Source organism: Nocardioides sp. Z40_12 (genome assembly GCF_058215795.1).
This window is the reverse complement of the sequence record NZ_JBZAJA010000003.1, coordinates 410,522-431,925: the sequence shown is the minus strand read 5'-3', so window position 1 is coordinate 431,925 and position 21,404 is coordinate 410,522. Positions and strand designations below refer to the sequence as shown.

Sequence of the window (21,404 nt, the reverse complement as noted above, 5' to 3'; positions counted from 1 at the left end):
CCGCCTCAGGCGGTCCGGCGCGGGGCCCGCCGGTCGACCGGGCGACCCAGCAGGGGCGCCACCAGGTCTCTGATCGCCGGCGACGGCCGCAGTCCCAGCTCGTCGGCGAGCAGGCGGCGGTAGCCGTCGAACTGGCGCAGCGCCTCCGCCTGGTTCCCTTCGGCCAGGTGCACCTCGATCACCCGGCGGTGGGCGCTCTCCCGGAGCGGCTCGGACTGCACCGCCGCCAGCCCGGCCCACAGAGCGTCGACGAAGCGGCCCTGCTCGCGCAGCCGTCCGGAGTAGCGCTCGAGGGCGTGCAGCCGCCGCTGCCGGTAGCTCTCCCGCTCGACGACCAGCCACTCGTCGTACCAGTCGGGGAGCAGGTCCTCGGCGAGGATGGCCAGCTCGGCGGTGGTCGGGTGGTGCGGAGGGTCCTGCTCCTGCAGGACGACCGTGAGCCGTTCGCCTTCCCACAGGTCGACCTCGAGGTCGGGGGAGAGGGAGACGGTCGACGCCTCGCTGCGCACCAGCTGCCGCCCGCGCGGGCGGGGCAGCCGCCACAGCACCGAGCGCAGGTTGGAGGCAGCCTGGGCGCCGGGGGTATCCGGCCACAGGCGCTCGGCCAAGGGGGTGCGCCGTGCCCGGTAGTGCCGGCAGCTGATGGCCAGGTGTGCCAGCAGCCGCTGCGCCGGGGCGGAGAGCCGCACCGGCTCGTCGTCGAAGTCGAGCTCGAAGCCACCCAGGAGGGAGAGCCGGAGAACGGGTGCGAAGGGGGCCATGGCTGCCTCGCGGAAGACGTGCGCGGGGAGGTCCCTGGTCTGGAGCCTCCGTGCCGGACGACGTACCCCGTGTCGGCGGGGCCCATGCCAGACCGGACCGTGTGGGGGGCGACCATCCGCCACGCGTCGGAGGCGGCACGGCAACGGTCGCGTCCACGCCGGGCCACACCCCCGGGAGGCGGCCGTCCGGGAGCGTGCTGGTCGGGGAGCGAGAGCCGCTCCCACGACCGAGAGGCTCGACATGTACCGGCACACCAAGCAGCTCCAGAACCAGGTCAAGCCCGAGCGTCCCGATGCGCTCTTCGCCGCGAAGCTCCAAGAGCTCGTCGGCGGTCAGTTCGGCGAGATGACGGTGATGATGCAGTACCTCTGGCAGGGCTGGAACTGCCGCATCCCCGGCAAGTACAAGGACATGATCCTCGACATCGGCACCGAGGAGATCGGCCACGTCGAGATGCTGGTGACGATGATGGCCCGCCTCCTCGAGGGCGCGCCGTCCGAGACCCAGGCGCAGGCCGCCGCCGCCAACCCGGCGCTGGCCGCGGTGCTCGGCGGACAGAACGTGCAGCACGCGATCGTCACGGGCGGCGCCGCCATGCCGACCAACAGCCAGGGTGTGCCGTGGAACGGCGGCTACATCGTCGCGAGTGGCAACCTGCTGGCCGACTTCCGCAGCAACGTGGCGGCCGAGGCCCAGAGCCGGTTGCAGACGGCGCGCGTCTACCAGATGACGGACGACCCGGGGGTCAAGGAGACGCTCCAGTTCAACCTGGCGCGCGACACCTACCACCAGCAGCAGTGGCTGCTGGGGATCGAGCAGCTCATCGAGGACGGCTTCACCGACGGGCTGGAGGACTCCCTCAAGGAGGTGGAGGACGACGAGCCGGGTCGCACCTTCTACTCGTTCACCGAGGGCAGCCGGGCCGGCGAGGGCCGCTGGGCCCAGGGCACCACCCTCGTCGGCGACAAGGAGCTGATCTTCACCGAGGGCGTGCCGCTGGCCGACGACATCAACCAGGTCCCGGCGCCGGACCCGCTGCTCTTCGCCACCTACGACGGCAGCATGGGCCCCGGCACCCCGGGCAACGCGGCCGGCTCGCTGAAGCAGGGTGCGGAGAACCTCATGAACAAGGCCAAGGAGAAGCTGACCGGGGAGTGACCCGGTCCGCGGACGAGGGGTCTCGCCATGCTCGAGCTCGTGATCCGGCCGATGGCCGACGCCTTCATGCAGGTCGGTGTCTTCGTCGCCCTGCTCGCCGTGCCCTTCGGCTGGGCACGCTACCGCTGGGGCGCGAGGTTCGACTCGGCGCTGGAGCGTCACCGCGGCTGGGGACCCGTGGTGGCGGCGCTGCTCACCGTCCCTCCCGGGTGCGGGGGCGCCATCGTCGTGATGGCGGTCTACGCCCGGGGGGCGGTGAGCTACGGCGCCGCCGTCGCCGCGCTGGTGGCCACGATGGGGGACGCCACCTGGGTGCTGCTCGCCGCTGAGCCGCTGCTCACCCTGCAGCTGAAGGTGCTGCTGGTGCTCACCGGCGTGGTGACCGGGTACGTCGTCGACCTGGTCGGGCTCGATCCCCTCCGCCGTGCGTCCGGCCTGTCGCGGGGTGGTGCGCCGTCCCCGTCCCCGTCCCCGGCGGCCGGTGGCGGTGTGCCTCGGGCGTCGCGCCCGGGCGGCACCGGGAGTTCGGGGACCGTGCCGGTGGGGGTGCTGCACCGCGCCGAGGGGGGCGGCGCCGGCACCCTCCCGGCCACCACCTGGCACCAGCTGGGCGTGCTCCCCAGCGCCCTGTGGCTGCTGCTGGCAGCCGGGCTGCTGGTCAGCATGCCGGTGACCTTCCAGCTGCTGGACCCCGCGGCGGTCGGGGAGTCCCTGCTGGGCGGGACCGATCCCTACCTGGCGCTGGGGGCGGTCGGCACGGCGCTCTGCCTGGTGGCCTTCGTGCGCGACGGCTGCGTGGTCGCCGACGACGACGCGGAGTCCGCCAATCCGTCGTCGATGGCGCAGGTCCTGCGGCAGGGCGGCCGGGAGGTCGCCTTCGTGACCATCTGGGTGACGGTTGCCTACGTCGCCTGGGCGCTCCTGTCCACCGTCACCGGGTTCGACGGGTCCCAGCTGCCGCTGCTCGGCGTGGCCGGGGTCGTCGCGGGGGCGCTGGTGGGGCTGATCCCCGGGTGCGCGGTGCAGATCGTCTTCGCCGGCATCTTCCTCACCGGCGGGATGCCGCTCTCCACGCTGGTCGCCAACACCGTCAGCCAGGACGGGGACGCGCTGATCCCGCTGCTGGCCACGCAACGACGGTCAGCCCTCCTGGCGACCGTCATCACCACCGTCCCCGCCCTGGTCGTCGGCAGCGCGCTGCTGCTGCTCGGCTGACGACACCCACGACCTGCCGAGAGGTGAACGACATGCCCCTGACCCACACCACCCGACTCCACCTGTCCCTCGCGGTACTGATCGCCGTCGCCGGGGGTACGGAAGGACTCCTGACCGCGGTCGCGGTGACCGCCCTGCTGGCACTGCGGGAAGTGGTCCGGCACCGGCTCACCCCCGCGGCCCTCACCCATCCCCACCCCCACACCGACGAGGAGATGAGCGGAGATGACCTCACTGTCCCTGCAGGACGAGGCCCAGCTCGGCGGCCCCTGGAGCGTCCTGACCCGGCAGAAGCGCGACCACGTGCTGCTTGACGAGCTGCTCGGACGGCTGCCGCGGACGCCCGGGCCCGAGCAGGACGAGGTCCTGCAACGGATCTACCGCCTGGTCTTCCCGCACGCGTTCGCCGAGGAAGCCGTGCTCTGGCCGGTGATCCGCCGGGTGCTGCCCGACGGCGAGCAGCTGACACGTCAGGTCGAGGAGGAGCACCAGGAGGTCAACGAGCTGGTCACCCGGCTCGAGGACGGCGTCGCCGGCACCGAGCGCGAGGCGCTGCTGGATCGCCTCGCGGCGGTGCTGCGCGAGGACGTCCGCGACGAGGAGGACGGGCTGCTGCCCAGGTTGCAGGAGAGGGTGACCCCGGCCCGGCTCCGCCGGCTCGGCGTGGCCTGGGAGGCGACCCGCCGGATCGCCCCGACCCGGCCGCACCCGGTCGTCTCGCGGCGCCCCCCGGGCAACGTGCTGTCGGCGCTGCCGCTCTCGGTGCTCGACCGGGGCCGTGACCTGGCCGAGGCGGGGACCCGCCGGGGGCCGGCGTCCCTGCGGGCGCCGTTGGCGACCGGGAGCCGGGCCCTCGCGGCGGCCGCCGGTCGGGTCGAGCGGTGGGGCGTCATGCGCCGGGGCGAGGCGCCGTCGACGAAGGTGGAGGAGCCCTAGCCGCTCGCTGCGGCTCAGCCCGCTGACTTCTCCGTCAGCGGGACGACCATCACCGGGCAGCGGGCGTTGGCCAGCACGGCGCGAGCGCGGGAGCCGAGGCGCGGCGAGATCGGGCCTCCGCGCCCGTGGCGACCGATCACGACCATGCGCGCGCTGCTGGACCGCTCCACGAGCGCGTCCGCCGGCCAGTCGTGGACCACCTCGACCTCGGGTGCGGCCGATCCGGCCGGGGCCACGTGAGCGGCCGCCGCCTTGCTGACCGACTCCTGGGCCGCCTTCTGCCACTGGCCGTCCTTGGCCAGCAGGTCGTCGTACGGGCCCGGGGCGTGCCAGGCGTGCACCAGCCGGGTGGACCACCCGTGCAAGGACGCCTGCGCGAGTGCCGCCTGCACCACCTCGCGTGGCCCGCCGTCCTCGTGCACCCCGACGAGGAGCAGGTCGGACCGGTCGCCCTCCTCCTGCTCCCCGGCCGGCACCGAGATGACCGGGCAGTGCGCGTGGGCCGCGACCCGCGCGCTGGTCGAGCCGGTGACCAGGCGCACCAGGCGGGGCACCTGCTGATGCTGCAGCACGACGCGGGAGGCGTCCCGGCTCAGGTCGCTGAGCAGGGCGCCGGGGGCGCCGTGGCCGACGGCCGTGGCGATCGGGACGTCGATGCCGAGCTCGCGGGCGAGGCGGGCAGCCTCGTCGGCGACCTCGGTCGCGAGCTCCTTCCCCAGCTCGGCCCAGGAGTCCTCGTAGGTGACGAGCACGGTGCCGGGCGGTGGCGGGGGCGTGGGCACGACCGCATGCACGAGGGTGAGGCCGGCGCCCAGTCGGCTGGCCTCTCCGAGAGCGAAGCGCAGGGCCTCGGTGTTCTCCTCGGGACCGGTGACTCCCACCAGGACGGGCTGGGTGCTCATGGCTGCCTCCTCGTGCCTAGGGACGCGCCGCAGGACGATCGCCTGCGTCCTCCTCACACCGTAGCCCTGTGCTTCTGCCGGAGCGGCAGCCCCGCGAGACCGTCGTCCTGGATGCCGTCGCGCTGGAGACGCTGGCGCACCCGCTGCGGAGCCGTCTGCTCGGGATGCTGCGGGTCGACGGCCCGGCGACGGCGAGCGGCCTGGCGGCCAAGCTGGGGGAGTCGAGCGGGCTGACCAGCTATCACCTGCGCAAGCTCGCCGACGCCGGACCGGTCGAGGAGGACCCGGGTCGGGCGAGCCGCCGCGAGCGGTGGTGGCGTCCCACCCACGAGGTGACCAGCTGGCCGACGGCCGACTTCCTGGGCAACGCCCCGGCGTACCGGGCCACCCAGTCGCTGCGGCGCAGGCACGGGAGATGACCGCGGAGATCTGGGAGGTGGTGCAGCGCTACCGCGCGGCGCCGGTCCCTGAGGACGCCTCGACCGCGCGGGTGATGTGGCTGCAGCACCTGGTGCCGTTCCGCGACGAGCTGCCGCTGTGACTCCCCGGCTGGCGGCGATGGACGACGAGCGCGCGGTGCGCCGACGGGTCCTGCTCGTGGCCCAGGGCGTCTACCGCGCGGCCGAGGAGTCCCGGCCGCGCCGGCCCTTGGCGGGCAGCATCTCGGCCGCCGGCTCGGAGTAGGCCACGCTCACCGGCCGGTCGCCCTCGAACCGGACGGAGGTCACCGAGCACAGCGTGCACTCGCGACGGCGCGGGTCGTGCAGCAGACCCCGCCCCTCCAGACGCCGGCGGGCGATCCAGATGGGCAGCTGGTGGGAGACGAGCACCGCCTCGTGCCCCGCGGCGGCGTCGCGGGCGGCCGCGACGGCCGCGAGCATCCGGTCGGCCACCTCAGCGTAGGGCTCGCCCCACGACGGCCTGACCGGGTTCCACAGGTGACGCCAGGCCGAGGGGGTGCGCAGCACCCCGTGGCCACCCTCGAGGCGCCAACCCTCCAGGCGGCTCGACGACTCCGTCATCCGCTCGTCGGTCGTCGCCTCGAGACCCAGTCGTGCGCTGAGGGCCTCAGCGGTCTGCCGGGCGCGCAGCAGCGGCGAGGAGACCAGGTGGACGATGTCGCGTCCGGCGAGGACCTCGGCCACCCGCTCGGCCATCGCGTGGCCCCGCGCCGTGAGCGGGTAGCCGTCGAGCCGGCCGTAGAGGATGCCGTCGGGGTTGTCGACCTCGCCGTGACGCACCAGGTGCACCACGGTCGGGCTCGCAGGTCCGGCCATTGGCGTGGTCATGACCCAGTAGTACCCGGTTGTGCCACACTCCCCGCGTGGCTCGACGGAAACTGGACCTCTTCTGGCTCACGGGTGCGCTGCTCATCCTGGGCCACCTGGCCTTCCGCGGCTGGGCGCTGTCGGGGTCCTGGTTCTACTTCGACGACCTCGCCTTCATGTCCCGGGCGATGAATCTGCCGTTCGGTGCCGAGTACCTCCTCGAGTCCTACGGCGGGCACCTGATGCCGGCCGGGTTCGCGGTCACCTGGCTCCTGACCGAGTACGCCGCCTACGAGTGGGAGGCCTGGGCGGCGGTGCTGCTCGCCCTCCAGGCGCTCGCGGCCGTCGGCATGTTCCGGCTCCTCGTCTCCATGTTCGGACGCCGGCCGATGGTGCTGGCGCTCCTGGCCGTCTACCTGACGTGGGTCTTCACCCTCTCCGCCGGGATCTGGTACGCCGCCGGCATCAACCAGCTGCCGCTGCTGATCGCCCTCGCCTTCGGCCTGACCTCCCACCTGGCCTACCTGCGGACCGGTCGCCTGCGGCACCTCCTCGCGACCCTGGCCTGGACCGTGTTCGGGCTCGTCTTCTACGAGAAGACGCTGGTCGTCTTCGCCCTGTACGGGCTCGTGGCGCTCGGTTGGTTCGCCTACGGCGGCCTCGGTGAGCGGTTCGGGCAGCTGTGGGCCCGCTACCGCACCGGCCTGGTCGCACATGTGGCCCTGGCCGGCGCCTACATCGCGATCTACGTGCAGATCGGGTTCACCGGCGGCAACTCCGACGGGAGCCCCATCCCCTGGGGTGACGTGCTCGGCAACTTCGTGGTCGTCACCTTCGGGCCGGCGCTGATCGGCGGCCCGCTGACCTGGCAGCCCCTGGAGAACGGCTCGTTGGCCGATCCGTCGCTGGCGGTGGTCTCCGTGGCCTGGGTGGTGCTCGTCTGTGCCGCCCTCTACGCCGACCACACGCGCACGATCAGCCGGCGTGCGTGGGGTCTGATCGGTTCCCTCCTGGTGATCAACATCGTGCTGCTGACCTCGGCGCGCGCGGGCGCGGTCGGCGCCGACATCGCCCGTGAGTACCGCTACCAGACCGAGCTGGCCGCGATCGCGGTCCTGGCGATCGGGCTGGCCTTCCTGCCGTTGCGTGGGGCCGTCGAGGTCAACGAGCCGCGCGAGGGCAGGCCTCGCTCCTTCGAGAAGCCCCTGCTGGTCGGCGCCATCGCGGTCTGCGTGACGGGGCTGTCCCTCGTCTCGAGCCTGCGCTACCTCGAGAACTGGCAGGAGGAGAACCCCACCCCGCCGTACTTCGACAACGTCTGGGCCACCCTCCCCGACCAGGAGGACCCGGTCCCGCTGGTGGACGCCCGCGTCCCACCCGAGGTGCTGTGGGGCTTCAACTACCCGGAGAACACGCACGGCCGCCTGTTCCAGCGCTACCCCGACGAGATGACGTTCCCCAGGAGCGCCGTCGACGACCTCTGGATCATCGACGGGGAGGGCGAGGTGATCCCGGTCAAGATCGATCCGGTACGACGCGCGCTTCCCACCAAGGGCTGCGGCTACAAGGTGGAGCAGGGTGCGCTCACCTCGGTCCTGATGGACGGCCCGGTCCTGGGCTCCTGGTGGGTGGAGGTGGAGTACGACGCCGACAAGGCCACCGAGATCAGCCTGAAAGCCGGGACCACCCATCACCAGGTGCAGATCCCGGCTGGTGTGCACTCCCTCTTCGTGCTGACGGAGAGCGAGTACAGCCGGATCCGGATCGGCAGCTCGGAGGACGCCGGGCTGTGCATCTGGGACGTCTCCCTGGGGCCGATCAAGGGTGAGCAGTAGCCGCCTCGGGCAGCCGAGGCCTCAGAGCGGGAGCTTGCGGAAGAGCGGCCGCGGCACGTGGCGCAGGCCCGACATCACCCCGCGCATCGCGCCCGGCACCCAGACCAGGTCGGTGCCGGAGGCGACCGCCTTGGTGACGGCCTTGGCGACGTCGTCCGGGCCCACCGCCAGCGGGGCCGCCTCGCGGCCCCGGGTCATCTTGGTGTGCACGAAACCGGGGCGCACCACCACGACCCGCGCGCCGGTGCCGCGCAGCGCCTCGCCGAGGCCGAGGTAGAAGCCGTCCATGCCGGCCTTGGAGGAGCCGTAGACGAAGTTGGAGCGGCGCACCCTCTCGCCGGCCACCGACGAGAGGGCCACGATCACCCCGTGGCCCTGGCGGCGCATGACCGAGGCCAGGCAGACCCCGACGCTCACCGGGGCGACGTAGTTGACGCTCGCGTGCTCGACCGCCGACGCGTGGTCCTGCCAGGCGGTCTCCTCGTCGCCGAGCACCCCGAAGGCGACCACGGCCACGTCGATGTCGCGCTCCTTGGCGATGGACTCGATGAGGGCGGGGTGGGTGTCGGTGTCCTGGGCCTCGAAGTCCACCGCCTGCACCGTGAGCCCGAGGCCCTCGAGCTCGGCGACGGCCGCGTCCCGGCGCTCGCCGGGGCGGGCGGCCAGCACGACGTACGGCGCGCCGGTCTCGGCCCAGCGGCGGGCGGTGGCCAGCGCGATCTCGCTGGTCCCGCCGAGCAGGAGGAGGGTCTGGGGCTGGCCGAGGGCGTCGAGCATGAGGGTCCTTGTCGGGTGTCGAGGTCAGAGGTCGAGGCGGCGGGACAGGTCGGACTGGAAGCTGCGGTCGGGGTCGACCCGGTCGCGCAGCGCGCGGAGCTCGGGCAGGCGCGGATACATCGCCGCCAGGGCGTCGGGGCGCAGGCGTGAGTCCTTGGCCAGGTAGACCCGTCCGCCGGCCGCGACCACCGCGGCGTCCAGCTCCTGGAGCAGCGGTGCCAGGCCGGGGGTCGCCGGCACGTCGTAGGCCAGCGTCCACCCGGCGGTCGGGAAGGAGAGGAACCCGGGGTTGCCGGGGCCGAAGCGCTTGAGCACGGCGAGGAAGCACGGGAGCCGCCGTTCCGCGATCGTCTCCAGGATCCGGGCGAGCGCCTGCTCCGCGCCGTCCGGGACGACGAGCTGGTACTGGACGAAGCCGTGCGGGCCGTAGGCGCGGTTCCAGCCGGCCACCCCGTCGAGCGGGTGGAAGAACTGGCCCAGCGACTGGATCTCGCCGCTGCGGTGGCGCGGCGCCTTGCGGAACCAGGCCTCGTTGAAGGCGCGGACGGCGGGCAGCGAGACGAGGTTGACCGGCGGGGTGAGGGGCAGCGCCAGCAGCGGGTCGCCCGGGAGGGGGAGGGGCCGTTTGGCCCGGCGGCCGGTCAGCTCCTCGCGGCGGGCGTGCTCGCCGAGGGTGAGCACCGAGCGGCCGAGGGCGCGGCCACGGGCGAGGGTGTCGATCCAGGCGACGGAGTAGGTGTAGCGGTCGTCGGCCGCGACCATCTCGCGCATCACCGACTCCAGGTCGGGCAGCCGGCGGGTGGTGACGCTGGCCCAGCCGGTCTCGACCGCGATGGTGCGCAGCGTGGCGCGGAGGATCATCCCGGTCAGGCCCATCCCGCCGACGGTGCCCCAGAAGAGGTCCGGGTCGCCCTCGGGGGTGACGGTGCGGGTGCTGCCGTCGGCCAGCACCAGGTCGAAGGAGACCACGTGGTTGCCGAAGCTGCCGGCGACGTGGTGGCTCTTGCCGTGCACGTCGCAGGCGATAGCGCCGCCGACCGTGACGTAGCGGGTGCCGGGGGTGACCGGCACGAAGCGGCCCAGCGGCAGCAGGACCCGCATCAGGTCGTGGAGGCTGGTGCCGGCCGAGACCTCGATCGTGCCGTCGAGGCCGAGCTCGCCGTAGGCGGTGGGCAGCGGGGCCAGCACCTCGCCGCCGGCGTTCTGCGCGGCGTCGCCGTAGGAACGCCCCAGGCCGCGGGCGATCACGCCGCGCGTCCCGGCCGCGGCGACGACCTCGGGCACCGAGGCCGCGAGGGTGTCGAGGAGGTGGCCGGTGGTGGGGGCGGTGCGGCCCCAGCCGTGCAGCGACGACGCCTCAGGCACCGAGCACCCCCAGCACCAGCGCGAGGACCCAGACCGCACCGACGGCCTGCAGCAGCCGGTCTCCCCACACGATGTCCTCGGGGTCGCCGGCCAGGCCGGCGTCGATGTCGACGGCGTAGCGCAGCAGGCCCAGCACGAAGGGGACGATGGAGAGCGAGTGCCAGGGGATCCCGCTCGGTGCGGCGTTCTCGAACGCCCACAGGCAGTAGGAGGCGATGGTGACCGCGGCCGCGAGGCACCACACGAAGCGCAGGTAGGTGTCGGTGTAGCGGACCAGCGAGCGGCGGGTGCCGGCCTCCGAGCCCAGGGTGTGCAGCTCGGAGTAGCGCTTGCCCGCCACCACGAAGAGCGACCCGAAGCCGGCCACCAGCAGGAACCAGTCGGAGATGAGGAGGTCGGCGGCGAGCCCGCCGGCGACCGCGCGCATCAGGAACCCGCCGGCCACCAGCGCCAGGTCGACGACCGGCTCGTGCTTGAGCCACAGCGAGTAGGAGCCCATCAGGACCAGGTAGGCGGCGAGCAGCACGACCAGCTGCCACCCGGCCAGGGAGGCGACCGCCAGGCTGCCCACCACCAGCAGCACGGCGATCAGCAGCGCGGCCCGCACCGAGAGCCGGCCCGCGGCGATCGCCCGGTTCTGCTTCTTCGGGTGCAGCCGGTCGGCGTCGACGTCGGCGCAGTCGTTGACCAGGTAGACCGCCGAGGAGGCGCCGCAGAAGGCGACGAAGGCGAAGGCGGTCGCGGCCATCACCCCGGGATCGGCGATGTCGCCGGCGGCCAGCGGTGCCGCCACCACCAGCAGGTTCTTGATCCACTGCTTGGGTCGCATCGACGACACGACGGCAGCGGCGGAGATCACAGCGGGCACTCTATGCGCTCGGGGTGCCCGCCGCGGGGAGTCTCGTCAGGGGCCTCGCGACCCGTCCAGGAGGGCCCGGAAGGGGTCCGGACAGGCAAGAACCCCGGCGACCGAGGTCACCGGGGTTCGTCCTGCGCGCCTGTAGGGATTCGAACCCCAAACCTTCTGATCCGTAGTCAGATGCTCTATCCGTTGAGCTACAGGCGCCCGTCCAGCCATCAGGCAAGGACTGGAAGAGAGTATCCGATCGCGGGCGCGGGGCGAAATCAGGAGGTCTCGCGCAACTCGTTGAGCATTCCCTCGGTGTCGCTCCACACCGAGGCGAGGATCTGCCGGCCCGCGGCCAGCAGGTCGGCCAGCTGGGGGCTCGCGACGGCGTACGTCACGGTCGTGCCCTGGCGGGAGGAGGTGACGAGTCCGGCCCGGCGCAGCACCGAGAGCTGCTGGGAGAGGTTGGAGGCCTCGACGCCGATGTCGGCGAGCAGGTCCTTGACCGGCATCGGCCGCTCCACGAGCAGCTCCAGCACCCGTACCCGGGTGGGGTGTCCGAGCGTCCGGAAGAGGTCGGCTTTGGCCTCGTAGAGAGGTACTGCCATGATGCCCTCACCTCCTCGGGGTAGTCTCACTGATCGTGCAGACTACATGAGTTGAAGAAGTCTTCAATTAGGTTCTTCACGACGACCCGGACGAGGGTGTTCGGGCACCAGCACTTCCACAGGTAGGGAGCAAGGCACCATGGCAGACTTTGAGGCAGCCCTGGACGCGGCGGGGCTCACGAACCCGCACGTTCGTGACTACGTGAAGTACTACGCAGAGCTCACGGGCGCGGAGCGCATCGAGGTCGTCAACCAGGCGGACGACGAGCGGCTGGTCGCCGAGGCCCTCGAGGCCGGCGAGCTCCTGCCTGCGGGCAAGGACCGTTACTACTCGCGCAGCTACTACAAGGACACGGCGCGCTCCGAGGAGCGCACCATCGTGGCCACCAACGACCCCAAGGACAAGGGCGTCTACAACAACTGGCGCCCCGCCTCGGAGATGAAGCCGCTGCTCGAGGACCGCATGCGCGGCGCCTCGGCCGGCAAGACGATGTACGTCGTCCCCTACCTGATGTCGCCCCCCGGCAACGAGCTCGCCCCCTGGGCCGCCGGTGTTGAGCTGACCGACACCCGGACCGTCGTGCTCCACATGATCCGGATGGCCCGCGTCGGGGTCGAGCACGTCAACGACCTCGAGGACCAGAACAGCTTCGTCCGCGCCGTCCACGTGACCGGCGACCTGGAGAACCTCGGCCAGGGCACCCCGGACGACATGCGCTACTTCGTCACCGTCGGTGACGAGCGGACGATCCTGCACTTCGGCTCGTCGTACGGCGGCAACGCGCTGCTGGGCAAGATCGCCCACGGCCTGCGCCAGGGCGCCTACGACGGCTGGGCCAGCAAGAAGTTCCTCGCCGAGCAGTACATGCTCATCGGGATCCACGACAAGGAGACCGGCAAGGACTACCACATCTGCGGCGGCTTCCCGAGCGCCTCGGGCAAGACCAACCTGGCGATGATGCTGGCCCCCGACGCTCTCGGCGACCGCTACCACGTCTCGTTCTACGGCGACGACATCGCGTGGCTGTGGGTCGACGAGAAGACCGGCCGCCTGATGGGCATGAACCCGGAGTACGGCGTCTTCGGTGTCGCCAAGGACACCAACGAGAAGACCAACCCGATCGCGCTCAAGTCGCTCAGCGAGGGCACCCGGACGATCTTCACCAACGTCGCCTACAACCCGAAGACCCAGGAGGTCTGGTGGGAGGGCCGCACGCCCGAGCCGCCGGCCGACGTCGACGGCTGGCTCGACTGGAAGGGCAACCCCATCGCGGAGCGCTCCGAGGCCGAGAAGAACGACCCGTGGGCGCACCCCAACAGCCGGTTCACCACCACGCTGGACAACGTCCCGAACATCGCCAAGGACTACAACGCCCCCGCCGGCGTGCCGATCGACGCGATCATCTTCGGTGGCCGCACCCGCGACCGTGAGCCGCTGATCCGGGCGATCCACGACCTGGCCGAGGGCGTCTACGACGGCCTCACGCTGGGTGCCGAGGCGACCGCCGCCGCCGAGGGCAAGGAGGGCGTGCTCCGCTACGACCCGATGTCCAACCGGCCCTTCATGGCCTACGGCGAGGGCGACTACGCCCAGCACTACCTCGACGTGGTCGGCGCGGCGAAGGAGCAGCCGATCTTCGCCCACGTCAACTGGTTCCAGCGCGACCCCGAGGACGGTCACTTCCTGTGGCCCGGATACCGCGACAACCTCCGTCCGCTGCTGTGGCTGCTGCAGCTCAAGAACGGCGAGGTCAAGGGCAACCGCACCCCGGTCGGCATCATCCCGACCGAGGAGGAGCTCAACCTCGAGGGCATGGACCTGCCCGCCGAGGACCTCCACCGGATCCTGACCATCGACCGGGCCCGCTGGCGCCAGGAGATGGGCTACCGCGAGGAGCACCTCAAGCAGTTCGACCGGATGCCCGAGGCGATCTGGGAGGCCCACCGCCGCGTGGCCGCCGAGCTCGAGCAGGACCAGGCCTGACCTCACCCGGCAGTCCCCGGCACCTCCGACGTCCCCCGTCTCCCCACCAGGAGGCGGGGGACGTTCGCGTCCGGGGCCGGGCGAGCGGTGGATCGATCCAATACTGCGCGGCGCGCGGGACGGCTAGCCTCGCGGCACCCACCCGCCAGGCAAAGGTGCCGGGCGAAGCCCATCACCCCGCACGCGCGAGAGGGACAGGCCATGACCGCCACCATCGACACCGCCGCGACCAGCCGGCCGGCCACCACCCACCAGGGCATCCTGGCCTGGGTCGAGGAGATCGCCGAGCTCACCCGCCCCGCCGACATCCACTGGTGCACCGGCTCAGACGAGGAGTGGCAGCAGCTGACCGCCGCCCTCGAGGCCACCGGCACCTTCACCCGGCTCAACCCGGCCATCAAGCCGAACTCGTTCCACGCCGCCTCCGACCCCACCGACGTGGCCCGGGTCGAGGACCGCACCTACATCTGCTCGCTCGAGGAGCGCGACGCCGGTCCCACCAACAACTGGATGGACCCCGAGCAGATGAAGGAGCTCATGCGCGGGCTCTACGCCGGCTGCATGGCCGGCCGCACCATGTACGTCATCCCCTTCGTGATGGGCCACCTCGACGCCGAGAAGCCGATGTTCGGGGTGGAGATCACCGACTCCGCCTACGTGACCGTCTCGATGCGGGTGATGGCCCGGATGGGCACCGACGTGCTGCGCCGGATGGAGGAGCTGGACGCCGCCGGCCAGGACGTGCAGTGGGTGCCCGCGCTGCACTCGGTCGGGATGCCGCTGTCCGAGGGCCGGGCCGACGTCGCCTGGCCGTGCAACGACACCAAGTACATCGTGCAGTTCCCCGAGGAGCGGATGATCTGGAGCTTCGGCTCCGGCTACGGCGGCAACGCGCTGCTCGGCAAGAAGTGCTACGCGCTGCGCATCGCCTCGGTGATGGCGCGCGACGAGGGCTGGATGGCCGAGCACATGCTCATCCTCAAGCTCACCAGCCCCGCCGGAGCCACCAAGTACGTCGCCGCCGCGTTCCCGTCGGCCTGCGGCAAGACCAACCTGGCGATGCTCAAGCCGACCATCCCCGGGTGGAAGGTCGAGGCCATCGGCGACGACATCGCCTGGATGCGGATCGGCGAGGACGGCCGCCTGTGGGCGGTCAACCCCGAGTTCGGCTTCTTCGGCGTCGCCCCGGGGACCAACGAGCACACCAACCCGCACGCGATGAGCACCATCAACAAGGGCAGCTCGGTCTTCACCAACGTGGCGCTCACCGCGGACGGCGACGTCTGGTGGGAGGGCCTGGAGAACCCGCCCGCGAAGGCGACCTCCTGGAAGGGCGAGCCGTGGACCCCGGAGATCGGTGCTGCCACCGGCGAGCTCTCCAGCCACGCCAACAGCCGCTACTGCACGCCCATCAAGCAGTGCGACATCCTGGCGGCCGAGTACGACGACCCGCGCGGGGTGCCGATCGACGCCATCCTCTTCGGCGGTCGCCGCCGCACCACCATCCCGCTGGTCACCGAGGCCCGCGACTGGACCCACGGCACGTTCATGGGCGCCACCCTCTCCTCGGAGACCACCGCCGCCGCCGTGGGCGCCGTCGGCGTGGTGCGCCGTGACCCGATGGCGATGCTGCCGTTCATCGGCTACAACGCCGGCGACTACTTCGGCCACTGGATCGCGATGGGCAAGGACAACGACGAGTCCAGGCTGCCCCGGATCTTCTACGTCAACTGGTTCCGCAGGGGCGAGGACGGCGACTTCCTGTGGCCGGGCTTCGGCGAGAACAGCCGGGTCCTCAAGTGGGTCGTCGACCGGCTCGAGGGCCGGGCGGCCGCGGTCGAGACCCCCATCGGCCACGTGCCGGCGCCCGGCTCGCTGGACGTGGACGGCCTCGACGTCTCCGAGGAGCAGCTCGCCGCGGCCCTGGCGGTCGACACCGAGGAGTGGCAGGCCGAGCTGCCGCAGATCCAGGAGTGGTTCGAGAAGTTCGGCGACGACCTGCCGGGCGTCCTGTGGGCCGAGCTGGACATCCTGCGGGTCCGCCTGGAGGCCTGAGCGGCGCTCGGCCCCGGCGGGCGCCGACGGAGGCTGTGGAAAGATGCCTCCGGGCGCCGGCCGGGTGCCGCCGGCTCTGGTGAGGAGGAGACGTGGCGCAGTTCGGGCCTGAGGATCGCGACCTCTTCGAGCGGGTGGCCACCGACCTCTACGACCACGTCGTCAGCTCGGGTGGGATCTCGGCGGACGACCCGCGGCTGGCCCGCGACGACGAGCAGGCGGCCGCCCTGGACCTGCTGGCCCGGATCGGGCTGGTGGCGCGCGAGGGCACGCGGTGGATGGCGGTCGACCCGAGCACCGTCGCGTCGCTGATCGTGGCGCCGATGGGTCAGCAGGGCGCACAGCTCATCGCGGAGTCGTCGCGGTGGGCGCAGGCCTTCAACGCTCTGGCCCACGTGTGGCGCAAGGCCCCCGGCGAGACCAGTGGGCTCGTCACCGAGGTGAGGGGCGCGGCGATCAACTCGTTCATCGCCGCCGTGGTCGCCGACGCCGAGTTCGAGCTGCTCACCGCCCAGCCGCAGTCGGGGCGCAACGCCCCCACCCTGGCCGCGGCCACCCAGCGCGACCTCGCCGCCCTGGACCGAGGCGTCAAGATGCGCACCCTCTACCAGCACTCGGCGCGACGCAGTGCGACCACCTACAAGTACGTTGCGGCGGTCGGGTCGCGCGGCGCCGAGGTGCGCACCCTCGACGAGTTCTTCAACCGGCTCATCGTGGTGGACCGCCGGCTCGCGGTGATCCCCGGGCACGAGGGGCTGGCGGTGGCGCTCGCCATCCGGGAGCCCTCGCTGGTGGCCTACCTGGTCGACATGTTCGAGCGCACCTGGGAGCGGGCCCGGCCCTTCACCCACCGCGAGGCCTCGATGAGCCGCGGGGTCGCCGCCGAGCAGCGGGCGATGACCATCCGGATGCTGATCGCCGGCTACGCCGACCCCGCCAGCGCGAAGCGGCTCGGGGTCAGCCCCCGGACCTACGCCGGCTACGTGGCCGACCTCAAGGACGAGTTCGAGGCCCAGACCAGGTTTCAGCTCGGCTACGCGATGGGGCGCCTGGGGGTCTCGGGCCACGAGTCGCCGGCTCCCGAGGAGTGACCCGCCGGCCGGGACGAGTGGAGACGGAAGAAGGCAGCGACCGTGGGTCGCTGCCTTCTTCCGTTCGCGGGACCGGTCACGAGGGTGACCAAGTCAGGCGGCTCGACGGGGGGATCCGAGTCTCCCGGGTCCCGCTAGCCCCTGGTGGGTCAGCGGTTGGGGCCGCTGATGTAACCCCAGCTGGTGTCCTTGGCCTGCGCGGGCGCGGCCATCGCGCCGAGCGCGATCAGGCTGGAGCAGAGTGCAATGGCGGTCAGGCGGAGAACCTTCATGGCGGTGTCACCTTTCGTAAGGGTCAGGGGCGGACCCGGTCTTCTTGATTGTCGGCACAGACGGGCGACACGTCATCAATATGGGGTGTGCATCTTTGTGCACTGCAGATTGCTGCAACACCGGTGGGCGCCGGGGAGCGCGGGTGCGGAGCCCCGGGGGAGGCGCCCCAGGAGGCGCGAGAGCGAAGTGGCCGGGGGGAGTGCTCCAGCGAGCTGCTCCCCCCGGCTGCTGGCGGAGGCGGAGGGATTTGAACCCTCGATGGGGTTGTAGCCCCAAACCCGCTTAGCAGGCGGGCGCCATAGACCGGACTAGGCGACGCCTCCTTGCAGCGAGCACAGGCTACAAGGCCCGGCCGCGATGTGCCGAATCAGCCCCGGGACCGGTCGCCGCCTCAGCGGCGGCGGAGGCCCTGGCCCCGCTGGAGGTGGTCGATGACGTCCTTGGCGAAGGCCTCGCGGTCGGCGTTGAGGGCCTCGGTCGGGATGGTGGTGGTCCGCCCGTCCCGCAGTCGCAGCACGACGCAGGGGGAGCCGTGCCGGTGGGTGGTGACCGCGTCCTCCACGTCCTTCCACCGCGCGGCCGGGACGCCGGCCCCGCGGATCCGGCGTACCTGGTAGCCGTCCTCGCCGAGCCGCACCACCCAGCCGTTGCTCCAGGCCATCATCGCCACCAGCACGACCAGCACCAGCACCACCGGCACCAGCAGGGTCGCGGTGTGGAAGTTCCAGACGGCGACGCCCAGGGTGGCCAGGGCGACGAGCGCGGCCGCTCCGATCAGGGTGAGACCGAGCAGGCGGGCGGTGAGGGCGGGGGAGAAGCGGTAGTCGGAGGCCACAGGTCGATTGAACAAGATGGCCCGAAGTGACTACGAATCGGGCCTTGTCCTCGCCCAGTGGTGCGGGTCACACTCGTCTTCCCCGGCGCGGCGTCAGGGAGGAAGCGACCCGATGAGCCCACGTGCCGCCGACGAGGCGGGCCACGACCCGGTCGGCGCCCGACGCGGTGCCGACGAGGGTGGTGTCGTCGCGCCCCCCGGCGAGCTCCCCCTCCAGCGGCTCGAGCACGCCCTGACCCACCGGGACCGGACGAGCTCGCTGAGCATCTGGCGCTGGGCGGTGCTCCAGCGGATGGTCGCGGTCCGCGAGGTGCTGGTGCGGGAGTCCCGGGTGCCGGACGACTGGCTGGCCGCGCGTCGGTCCCGGGTGCTGCGGGAGCGCAACGCCCTGCTGGGCCGGATGAGCGAGCTGCGCTTCCGGGTGATGGGTGACCCGGACGTCGACCAGGCCGGCTACGAGATGCGGCGCCTGGTCGGCGACATCCGCGAGCACCTCCGTCGGGTCGGCGACCCCGCCCCCGACGACACCGAGGTCCGGGACCGAGGGACGCGCTGATCTCCTAGACTGCTCCGCACGCGCGGGCCCCGCGCGTGGAGGGGTGCCGGAGTGGCCTATCGGAACCGCCTTGAAAGCGGTCGTAGGGAGACCTACCGCGGGTTCGAATCCCGCCCCCTCTGCCGGAGCCGGTGACGGCTCCCCACCGGCGGGGAGCCGTCACGTGGCGACGTCCCCCGCCCGGCGGCGAGGAGCCGCCGAGGAGGTCAGTCCTCGTCCTCCTCGATGGTCGCCTCGTCCAGGAAGTCCGCGGCGATGCGGAGCAGCTGGCCGGCCACCTCCGGCTCGATCCCGCCGATCATGATCTTGAGGCCGAGGTCGGCGGTGGGGTCCAGGTCCCAGTCGTCGTCGGCGGCCGGCGTCGTGGAGAGGTCCACGAGCTCCAGGTGGATGCCGGAGCGGGTGCCGCTGACCGTGGCGTCGTGCACGGTCTCCTCGTCGGCGATCAGCTGTGCGGCGACACTGAGGGTCGCGTCCTCTTCGGTGCTCATGGTCTCCCTTTGGTCGGCTGCACGTCGAGCCTTGCCGTCGCGTGCCAGCACCACCAGCCTAGAGTCGACCCATGCAGACCAGCTGGTTCGCCTCCCCGGCAGACGCGGTCCGACGCCTGGGCGAGGTGGGCTACCTGGCCGGCACCCCGACCGCGACGACCGCCTTCCTGACCGGCGCCCTGGAGAAGCCCCTGCTGGTCGAAGGCCCCGCCGGGGTGGGGAAGACCGAGCTGGCCAAGGCGGTCGCCCGGGCCTGCGGTGCCGAGCTGGTCCGGCTCCAGTGCTACGAGGGCCTCGACGAGGCGCGCGCGCTGTACGAGTGGAACTACAAGAAGCAGCTGCTCCGGATCCAGGCCACCGACTCCGCCACCCAGGCCTGGGAGCAGACCCACGACGACATCTTCACCGACGAGTTCCTGCTCACCCGCCCCCTGCTCACCGCGATCCGGCGCTCCGAGCCCACGGTGCTGCTCATCGACGAGGTGGACAAGACCGACGTCGAGGTCGAGGGGCTGCTGCTGGAGATCCTCTCCGACTTCCAGGTCACCATCCCCGAGCTGGGCACCGTCTCGGCGGTGCGCCGCCCTTTCGTCGTGCTGACCTCCAACGCCACCCGCGAGCTCTCGGAGGCGGTCAAGCGCCGCTGCCTCTACCTCCACCTGGAATATCCCGACCTCGAGCGCGAGCTGGAGATCGTCCGCAGCCAGGTCCCCGAGCTGGAGGAGCGGATCGCCCGGCAGCTGGTGGAGACCGTCGTGCGGCTCCGCGACCTGGACCTGAAGAAGGCCCCCTCGATCGCGGAGTCGGTCGACTGGGCGCGCACCCTGGTCGCCCTGGAGATCGGCGACCTCGACGAGGCGGCCGTCGACGCCACCCTCGGGGTGGTCCTCAAGCACGCCTCCGACCACGACCGCGCGGTCCGCGAGCTCAAGCTGCGCAGGTGACCTGCCGGTGAGCGAGGAGTCCGGGCTGCTGCACCGGCACGGCGCCTTCCTCGAGGCGCTGCGGGCGGCGGGGATGCCGGTCTCGCTCGCCGAGGGGCTCGACGCGGTGGCGGCCGTCTCCGCGCTCGGCTGGGACGACCGCGAGGCGGTCCGCGAGGGGTACGCCGCGACGCTGGTCAAGCGGCAGACCCAGCGGCCGGCCTTCGAGGCGATCTTCGACCTCTACTTCCCCCGCCTGCTGGGGGAGGGCGTGGCCACCCCCGACCTGGCCGACGAGCACGGCATCCGCGACTCGGCGCCGGTGCTGGCGGGGTTCCGCGAGCGGCTGGCGGAGGCGCTCGCCGACCGGCGCGCCGACCGGGCGGATGACGGCGACAGCGAGGGCGGCGACGGTGAGGGCGACGGACAGGGCGGCGGCCAGGGCGGCGGACAGGGCGGCGGACAGGGGGAGGGAGCCCGGTCGCTCCAGGAGCTCGCCACCGAGGCGGTGGGCCGGTTCGGGCAGATGCCCGGGCGGGCGCCCGGTCGCTCCGGCTGGTCGGCCTACAACACGGTGCGCCGGGTGGCGCCGCAGGACCTCGTCGACCGGCTGGTCGCGAGCCTGCTGGCCGACGGGCTCACCGAGGAGGAGGCGGAGCGCCGGGCGGCCCGCCGGGTCGGCCTGTTCACCCGCCTGGTCGAGGCCGACGCCGTACGCCGCATCGCCGCCGAGCGCGACCCCGGGGAGGTCGCCCGGATCACCGTCCGGCCGACCATCGACCGGCTCGACTTCACCTCCGCGCGCAAGGCCGACCTGGAGGAGATGCGCCGCCAGCTCTACCCGCTCTCCCGGCGTCTCGCCAGCCGGCTGACCAAGGAGCAGCACGCCCGCCGCCGCGGCCCGCTGGACTTCCGGCGCACCGTCCGGGCCTCGATCTCCACCGGCGGGGTGCCCCTGACCACCCACCACCGACCGAAGCGGCCGCACCGCACCGAGCTGGTGGTGCTCTGCGACGTCAGCGGCTCGGTGGCCAACTTCGCCGCCTTCACCCTGATGCTGGTCTTCGCGCTGCGCGAGCAGTTCACCAAGGTGCGGGCCTTCACCTTCGTCGACGACGTGCACGAGATCACCGACGCCTTCACGCCCGGGGGCGACCCCGGCGAGGTGATGGCGCAGGTGGCGGCACGGGCCGCGCACGCCAGCCGGTTCGGCCGGACCGACTACGGCCGTGCCTTCACCCGCTTCGCCGAGGAGCACGCCGACGCGCTGGGGCCCAAGGTCTCGCTCCTGGTCCTGGGCGACGCCCGCTCCAACTACCGCGACCTCGGTGAGGACGTGCTGGCTGGGCTGGTCGCTTCTTGCCGGGCGTCGTGGTGGCTCAACCCCGAGCACCCGCGCCAGTGGGGCGCCGGCGACTCGGCGGCGCCGGTCTACGGCGCCCTGGTCCCGATGGTGGAGTGCCGCAACCTGGTCCAGCTGGAGCAGTTCGTCCACGACCTGGTCTGACCGGGCCGCGGCCGGC

Annotated in this window: 22 protein-coding genes and 3 tRNA genes; 13 read left to right on the top strand and 12 right to left on the bottom strand. The window is 72.3% G+C overall.

Annotated elements, in window-relative coordinates; genetic code table 11:
- Positions 1-5: 5 nt before the first annotated feature.
- Positions 6-761, bottom strand: a complete 756-nt coding sequence (locus tag AC4BG9_RS08395; RefSeq protein ID WP_490570623.1) for an AfsR/SARP family transcriptional regulator — start codon at positions 759-761, stop codon at positions 6-8.
- A gap of 241 nt (positions 762-1,002) precedes the next feature.
- Between AC4BG9_RS08395 and AC4BG9_RS08390 the strand changes: the two genes are divergently transcribed.
- From AC4BG9_RS08390 to AC4BG9_RS08380, 3 genes are all read left to right on the top strand, one after another.
- Complete coding sequence (locus AC4BG9_RS08390; RefSeq protein WP_490570622.1) at positions 1,003-1,920, top strand: manganese catalase; 918 nt, start codon at positions 1,003-1,005, stop codon at positions 1,918-1,920.
- A gap of 27 nt (positions 1,921-1,947) precedes the next feature.
- Complete coding sequence (locus tag AC4BG9_RS08385; protein ID WP_490570621.1) at positions 1,948-3,135, top strand: putative manganese transporter; 1,188 nt, start codon at positions 1,948-1,950, stop codon at positions 3,133-3,135.
- Positions 3,136-3,360: 225 nt separating this feature from the next.
- Positions 3,361-4,071 (top strand): hemerythrin domain-containing protein, encoded by a 711-nt coding sequence (locus AC4BG9_RS08380; RefSeq protein WP_490570620.1) that lies wholly within the window; start codon positions 3,361-3,363, stop codon positions 4,069-4,071.
- Positions 4,072-4,085: 14 nt separating this feature from the next.
- Here AC4BG9_RS08380 and AC4BG9_RS08375 read toward each other — a convergent pair whose 3' ends face one another.
- A complete protein-coding gene (locus AC4BG9_RS08375) occupies positions 4,086-4,973 on the bottom strand; it encodes a universal stress protein (protein ID WP_490570619.1) in 888 nt (295 codons plus the stop codon).
- A gap of 68 nt (positions 4,974-5,041) precedes the next feature.
- Between AC4BG9_RS08375 and AC4BG9_RS08370 the strand changes: the two genes are divergently transcribed.
- Entirely contained in the window at positions 5,042-5,392 is a 351-nt protein-coding gene (locus AC4BG9_RS08370) for a helix-turn-helix domain-containing protein (protein ID WP_490570618.1), read from the top strand.
- Positions 5,389-5,514, top strand: coding sequence for a hypothetical protein (locus AC4BG9_RS08365; RefSeq protein WP_490570617.1), 126 nt, complete (start codon positions 5,389-5,391; stop codon positions 5,512-5,514). Before AC4BG9_RS08370 ends, AC4BG9_RS08365 begins: the two co-directional genes overlap by 4 nt.
- A gap of 70 nt (positions 5,515-5,584) precedes the next feature.
- On the opposite strand, the gene AC4BG9_RS08360 is transcribed toward AC4BG9_RS08365, so the two are convergent.
- The gene (locus AC4BG9_RS08360) at positions 5,585-6,262 is read right to left on the bottom strand and encodes a histidine phosphatase family protein (RefSeq protein WP_490570616.1); all 678 of its coding nucleotides are present in this window, start codon (positions 6,260-6,262) and stop codon (positions 5,585-5,587) included.
- Between the two features lie 35 nt (positions 6,263-6,297).
- Here AC4BG9_RS08360 and AC4BG9_RS08355 point away from each other — a divergent pair, with 35 nt between their 5' ends.
- The gene (locus tag AC4BG9_RS08355; RefSeq protein WP_490570615.1) at positions 6,298-8,076 is read left to right on the top strand and encodes a hypothetical protein; all 1,779 of its coding nucleotides are present in this window, start codon (positions 6,298-6,300) and stop codon (positions 8,074-8,076) included.
- A gap of 21 nt (positions 8,077-8,097) precedes the next feature.
- On the opposite strand, the gene dprE2 is transcribed toward AC4BG9_RS08355, so the two are convergent.
- The 5 genes from dprE2 to AC4BG9_RS08330 form a co-directional block, all read right to left on the bottom strand.
- A complete protein-coding gene (gene dprE2 / locus AC4BG9_RS08350; protein ID WP_490570614.1) occupies positions 8,098-8,853 on the bottom strand; it encodes a decaprenylphospho-beta-D-erythro-pentofuranosid-2-ulose 2-reductase in 756 nt (251 codons plus the stop codon).
- 24 nt (positions 8,854-8,877) lie between these two features.
- Complete coding sequence (dprE1, locus tag AC4BG9_RS08345; RefSeq protein WP_490570613.1) at positions 8,878-10,218, bottom strand: decaprenylphosphoryl-beta-D-ribose oxidase; 1,341 nt, start codon at positions 10,216-10,218, stop codon at positions 8,878-8,880.
- Positions 10,211-11,086: a decaprenyl-phosphate phosphoribosyltransferase gene (locus tag AC4BG9_RS08340; RefSeq protein ID WP_490570612.1), complete on the bottom strand. Its 876-nt coding sequence runs from the start codon at positions 11,084-11,086 to the stop codon at positions 10,211-10,213. The genes dprE1 and AC4BG9_RS08340 overlap by 8 nt, the downstream gene beginning before the upstream one ends.
- Before the next feature lie 125 nt (positions 11,087-11,211).
- Positions 11,212-11,284 (bottom strand) — tRNA-Arg (locus AC4BG9_RS08335).
- A gap of 59 nt (positions 11,285-11,343) precedes the next feature.
- Positions 11,344-11,673 carry an ArsR/SmtB family transcription factor gene (locus AC4BG9_RS08330; protein ID WP_490570611.1) on the bottom strand — a complete coding sequence of 110 codons (330 nt, stop codon included), beginning with the start codon at positions 11,671-11,673 and terminating at the stop codon, positions 11,344-11,346.
- A gap of 139 nt (positions 11,674-11,812) precedes the next feature.
- Between AC4BG9_RS08330 and AC4BG9_RS08325 the strand changes: the two genes are divergently transcribed.
- The 3 genes from AC4BG9_RS08325 (at position 11,813) to AC4BG9_RS08315 (ending at position 16,803) form a co-directional block, all read left to right on the top strand.
- Positions 11,813-13,657 (top strand): phosphoenolpyruvate carboxykinase (GTP), encoded by a 1,845-nt coding sequence (locus tag AC4BG9_RS08325; RefSeq protein WP_490570610.1) that lies wholly within the window; start codon positions 11,813-11,815, stop codon positions 13,655-13,657.
- A 201-nt stretch (positions 13,658-13,858) separates the two neighbouring features.
- Positions 13,859-15,712: a phosphoenolpyruvate carboxykinase (GTP) gene (locus AC4BG9_RS08320; protein ID WP_490570609.1), complete on the top strand. Its 1,854-nt coding sequence runs from the start codon at positions 13,859-13,861 to the stop codon at positions 15,710-15,712.
- Positions 15,713-15,804: 92 nt separating this feature from the next.
- Entirely contained in the window at positions 15,805-16,803 is a 999-nt protein-coding gene (locus AC4BG9_RS08315) for a LuxR family transcriptional regulator (protein WP_490570608.1), read from the top strand.
- 149 nt (positions 16,804-16,952) lie between these two features.
- Here the strand turns inward: AC4BG9_RS08315 and AC4BG9_RS08310 are convergent, their stop codons facing one another.
- The 3 genes from AC4BG9_RS08310 to AC4BG9_RS08300 all read right to left on the bottom strand — a co-directional run bounded on the left by AC4BG9_RS08310 (position 16,953) and on the right by AC4BG9_RS08300 (position 17,911).
- The gene (locus AC4BG9_RS08310) at positions 16,953-17,075 is read right to left on the bottom strand and encodes a hypothetical protein (RefSeq protein WP_490570607.1); all 123 of its coding nucleotides are present in this window, start codon (positions 17,073-17,075) and stop codon (positions 16,953-16,955) included.
- Between the two features lie 230 nt (positions 17,076-17,305).
- Positions 17,306-17,399 (bottom strand) — tRNA-Ser (locus AC4BG9_RS08305).
- Positions 17,400-17,467: 68 nt separating this feature from the next.
- Positions 17,468-17,911, bottom strand: coding sequence for a hypothetical protein (locus AC4BG9_RS08300; protein WP_490570606.1), 444 nt, complete (start codon positions 17,909-17,911; stop codon positions 17,468-17,470).
- A gap of 112 nt (positions 17,912-18,023) precedes the next feature.
- On the opposite strand from AC4BG9_RS08300, the gene AC4BG9_RS08295 reads away from it, so the two are divergent.
- Both AC4BG9_RS08295 and AC4BG9_RS08290 read left to right on the top strand, forming a co-directional pair.
- On the top strand, positions 18,024-18,467 hold the full coding sequence (locus AC4BG9_RS08295; RefSeq protein WP_490570605.1) for a hypothetical protein: 444 nt from the start codon (positions 18,024-18,026) through the stop codon (positions 18,465-18,467).
- Positions 18,468-18,504: 37 nt separating this feature from the next.
- Positions 18,505-18,589, top strand: a tRNA-Ser gene (locus tag AC4BG9_RS08290).
- An 84-nt stretch (positions 18,590-18,673) separates the two neighbouring features.
- Here AC4BG9_RS08290 and AC4BG9_RS08285 read toward each other — a convergent pair.
- On the bottom strand, positions 18,674-18,958 hold the full coding sequence (locus tag AC4BG9_RS08285; protein ID WP_490570604.1) for a hypothetical protein: 285 nt from the start codon (positions 18,956-18,958) through the stop codon (positions 18,674-18,676).
- A gap of 71 nt (positions 18,959-19,029) precedes the next feature.
- Here AC4BG9_RS08285 and AC4BG9_RS08280 point away from each other — a divergent pair, with 71 nt between their 5' ends.
- Both AC4BG9_RS08280 and AC4BG9_RS08275 read left to right on the top strand, forming a co-directional pair.
- On the top strand, positions 19,030-19,902 hold the full coding sequence (locus AC4BG9_RS08280) for an AAA family ATPase (RefSeq protein ID WP_490570603.1): 873 nt from the start codon (positions 19,030-19,032) through the stop codon (positions 19,900-19,902).
- Between the two features lie 7 nt (positions 19,903-19,909).
- Positions 19,910-21,388 carry a VWA domain-containing protein gene (locus AC4BG9_RS08275; RefSeq protein ID WP_490570602.1) on the top strand — a complete coding sequence of 493 codons (1,479 nt, stop codon included), beginning with the start codon at positions 19,910-19,912 and terminating at the stop codon, positions 21,386-21,388.
- Positions 21,389-21,404 lie beyond the last annotated feature (16 nt).

Excerpts from the sequence above, each read along its gene's own strand:
- AC4BG9_RS08395 (WP_490570623.1), bottom strand. The coding sequence starts at position 761 with ATGGCCCCCTTCGCACCCGTTCTCCGGCTCTCCCTCCTGGGTGGCTTC.
- AC4BG9_RS08390 (WP_490570622.1), top strand. The coding sequence starts at position 1,003 with ATGTACCGGCACACCAAGCAGCTCCAGAACCAGGTCAAGCCCGAGCGT.
- AC4BG9_RS08385 (WP_490570621.1), top strand. The coding sequence starts at position 1,948 with ATGCTCGAGCTCGTGATCCGGCCGATGGCCGACGCCTTCATGCAGGTC.
- AC4BG9_RS08380 (WP_490570620.1), top strand. The coding sequence starts at position 3,361 with ATGACCTCACTGTCCCTGCAGGACGAGGCCCAGCTCGGCGGCCCCTGG.
- AC4BG9_RS08375 (WP_490570619.1), bottom strand. The coding sequence starts at position 4,973 with ATGAGCACCCAGCCCGTCCTGGTGGGAGTCACCGGTCCCGAGGAGAAC.
- AC4BG9_RS08365 (WP_490570617.1), top strand. The coding sequence starts at position 5,389 with ATGACCGCGGAGATCTGGGAGGTGGTGCAGCGCTACCGCGCGGCGCCG.
- AC4BG9_RS08360 (WP_490570616.1), bottom strand. The coding sequence starts at position 6,262 with ATGACCACGCCAATGGCCGGACCTGCGAGCCCGACCGTGGTGCACCTG.
- dprE2 (WP_490570614.1), bottom strand. The coding sequence starts at position 8,853 with ATGCTCGACGCCCTCGGCCAGCCCCAGACCCTCCTCCTGCTCGGCGGG.
- AC4BG9_RS08330 (WP_490570611.1), bottom strand. The coding sequence starts at position 11,673 with ATGGCAGTACCTCTCTACGAGGCCAAAGCCGACCTCTTCCGGACGCTC.
- AC4BG9_RS08325 (WP_490570610.1), top strand. The coding sequence starts at position 11,813 with ATGGCAGACTTTGAGGCAGCCCTGGACGCGGCGGGGCTCACGAACCCG.
- AC4BG9_RS08320 (WP_490570609.1), top strand. The coding sequence starts at position 13,859 with ATGACCGCCACCATCGACACCGCCGCGACCAGCCGGCCGGCCACCACC.
- AC4BG9_RS08310 (WP_490570607.1), bottom strand. The coding sequence starts at position 17,075 with ATGAAGGTTCTCCGCCTGACCGCCATTGCACTCTGCTCCAGCCTGATC.
- AC4BG9_RS08295 (WP_490570605.1), top strand. The coding sequence starts at position 18,024 with ATGAGCCCACGTGCCGCCGACGAGGCGGGCCACGACCCGGTCGGCGCC.
- AC4BG9_RS08285 (WP_490570604.1), bottom strand. The coding sequence starts at position 18,958 with ATGAGCACCGAAGAGGACGCGACCCTCAGTGTCGCCGCACAGCTGATC.
- AC4BG9_RS08280 (WP_490570603.1), top strand. The coding sequence starts at position 19,030 with ATGCAGACCAGCTGGTTCGCCTCCCCGGCAGACGCGGTCCGACGCCTG.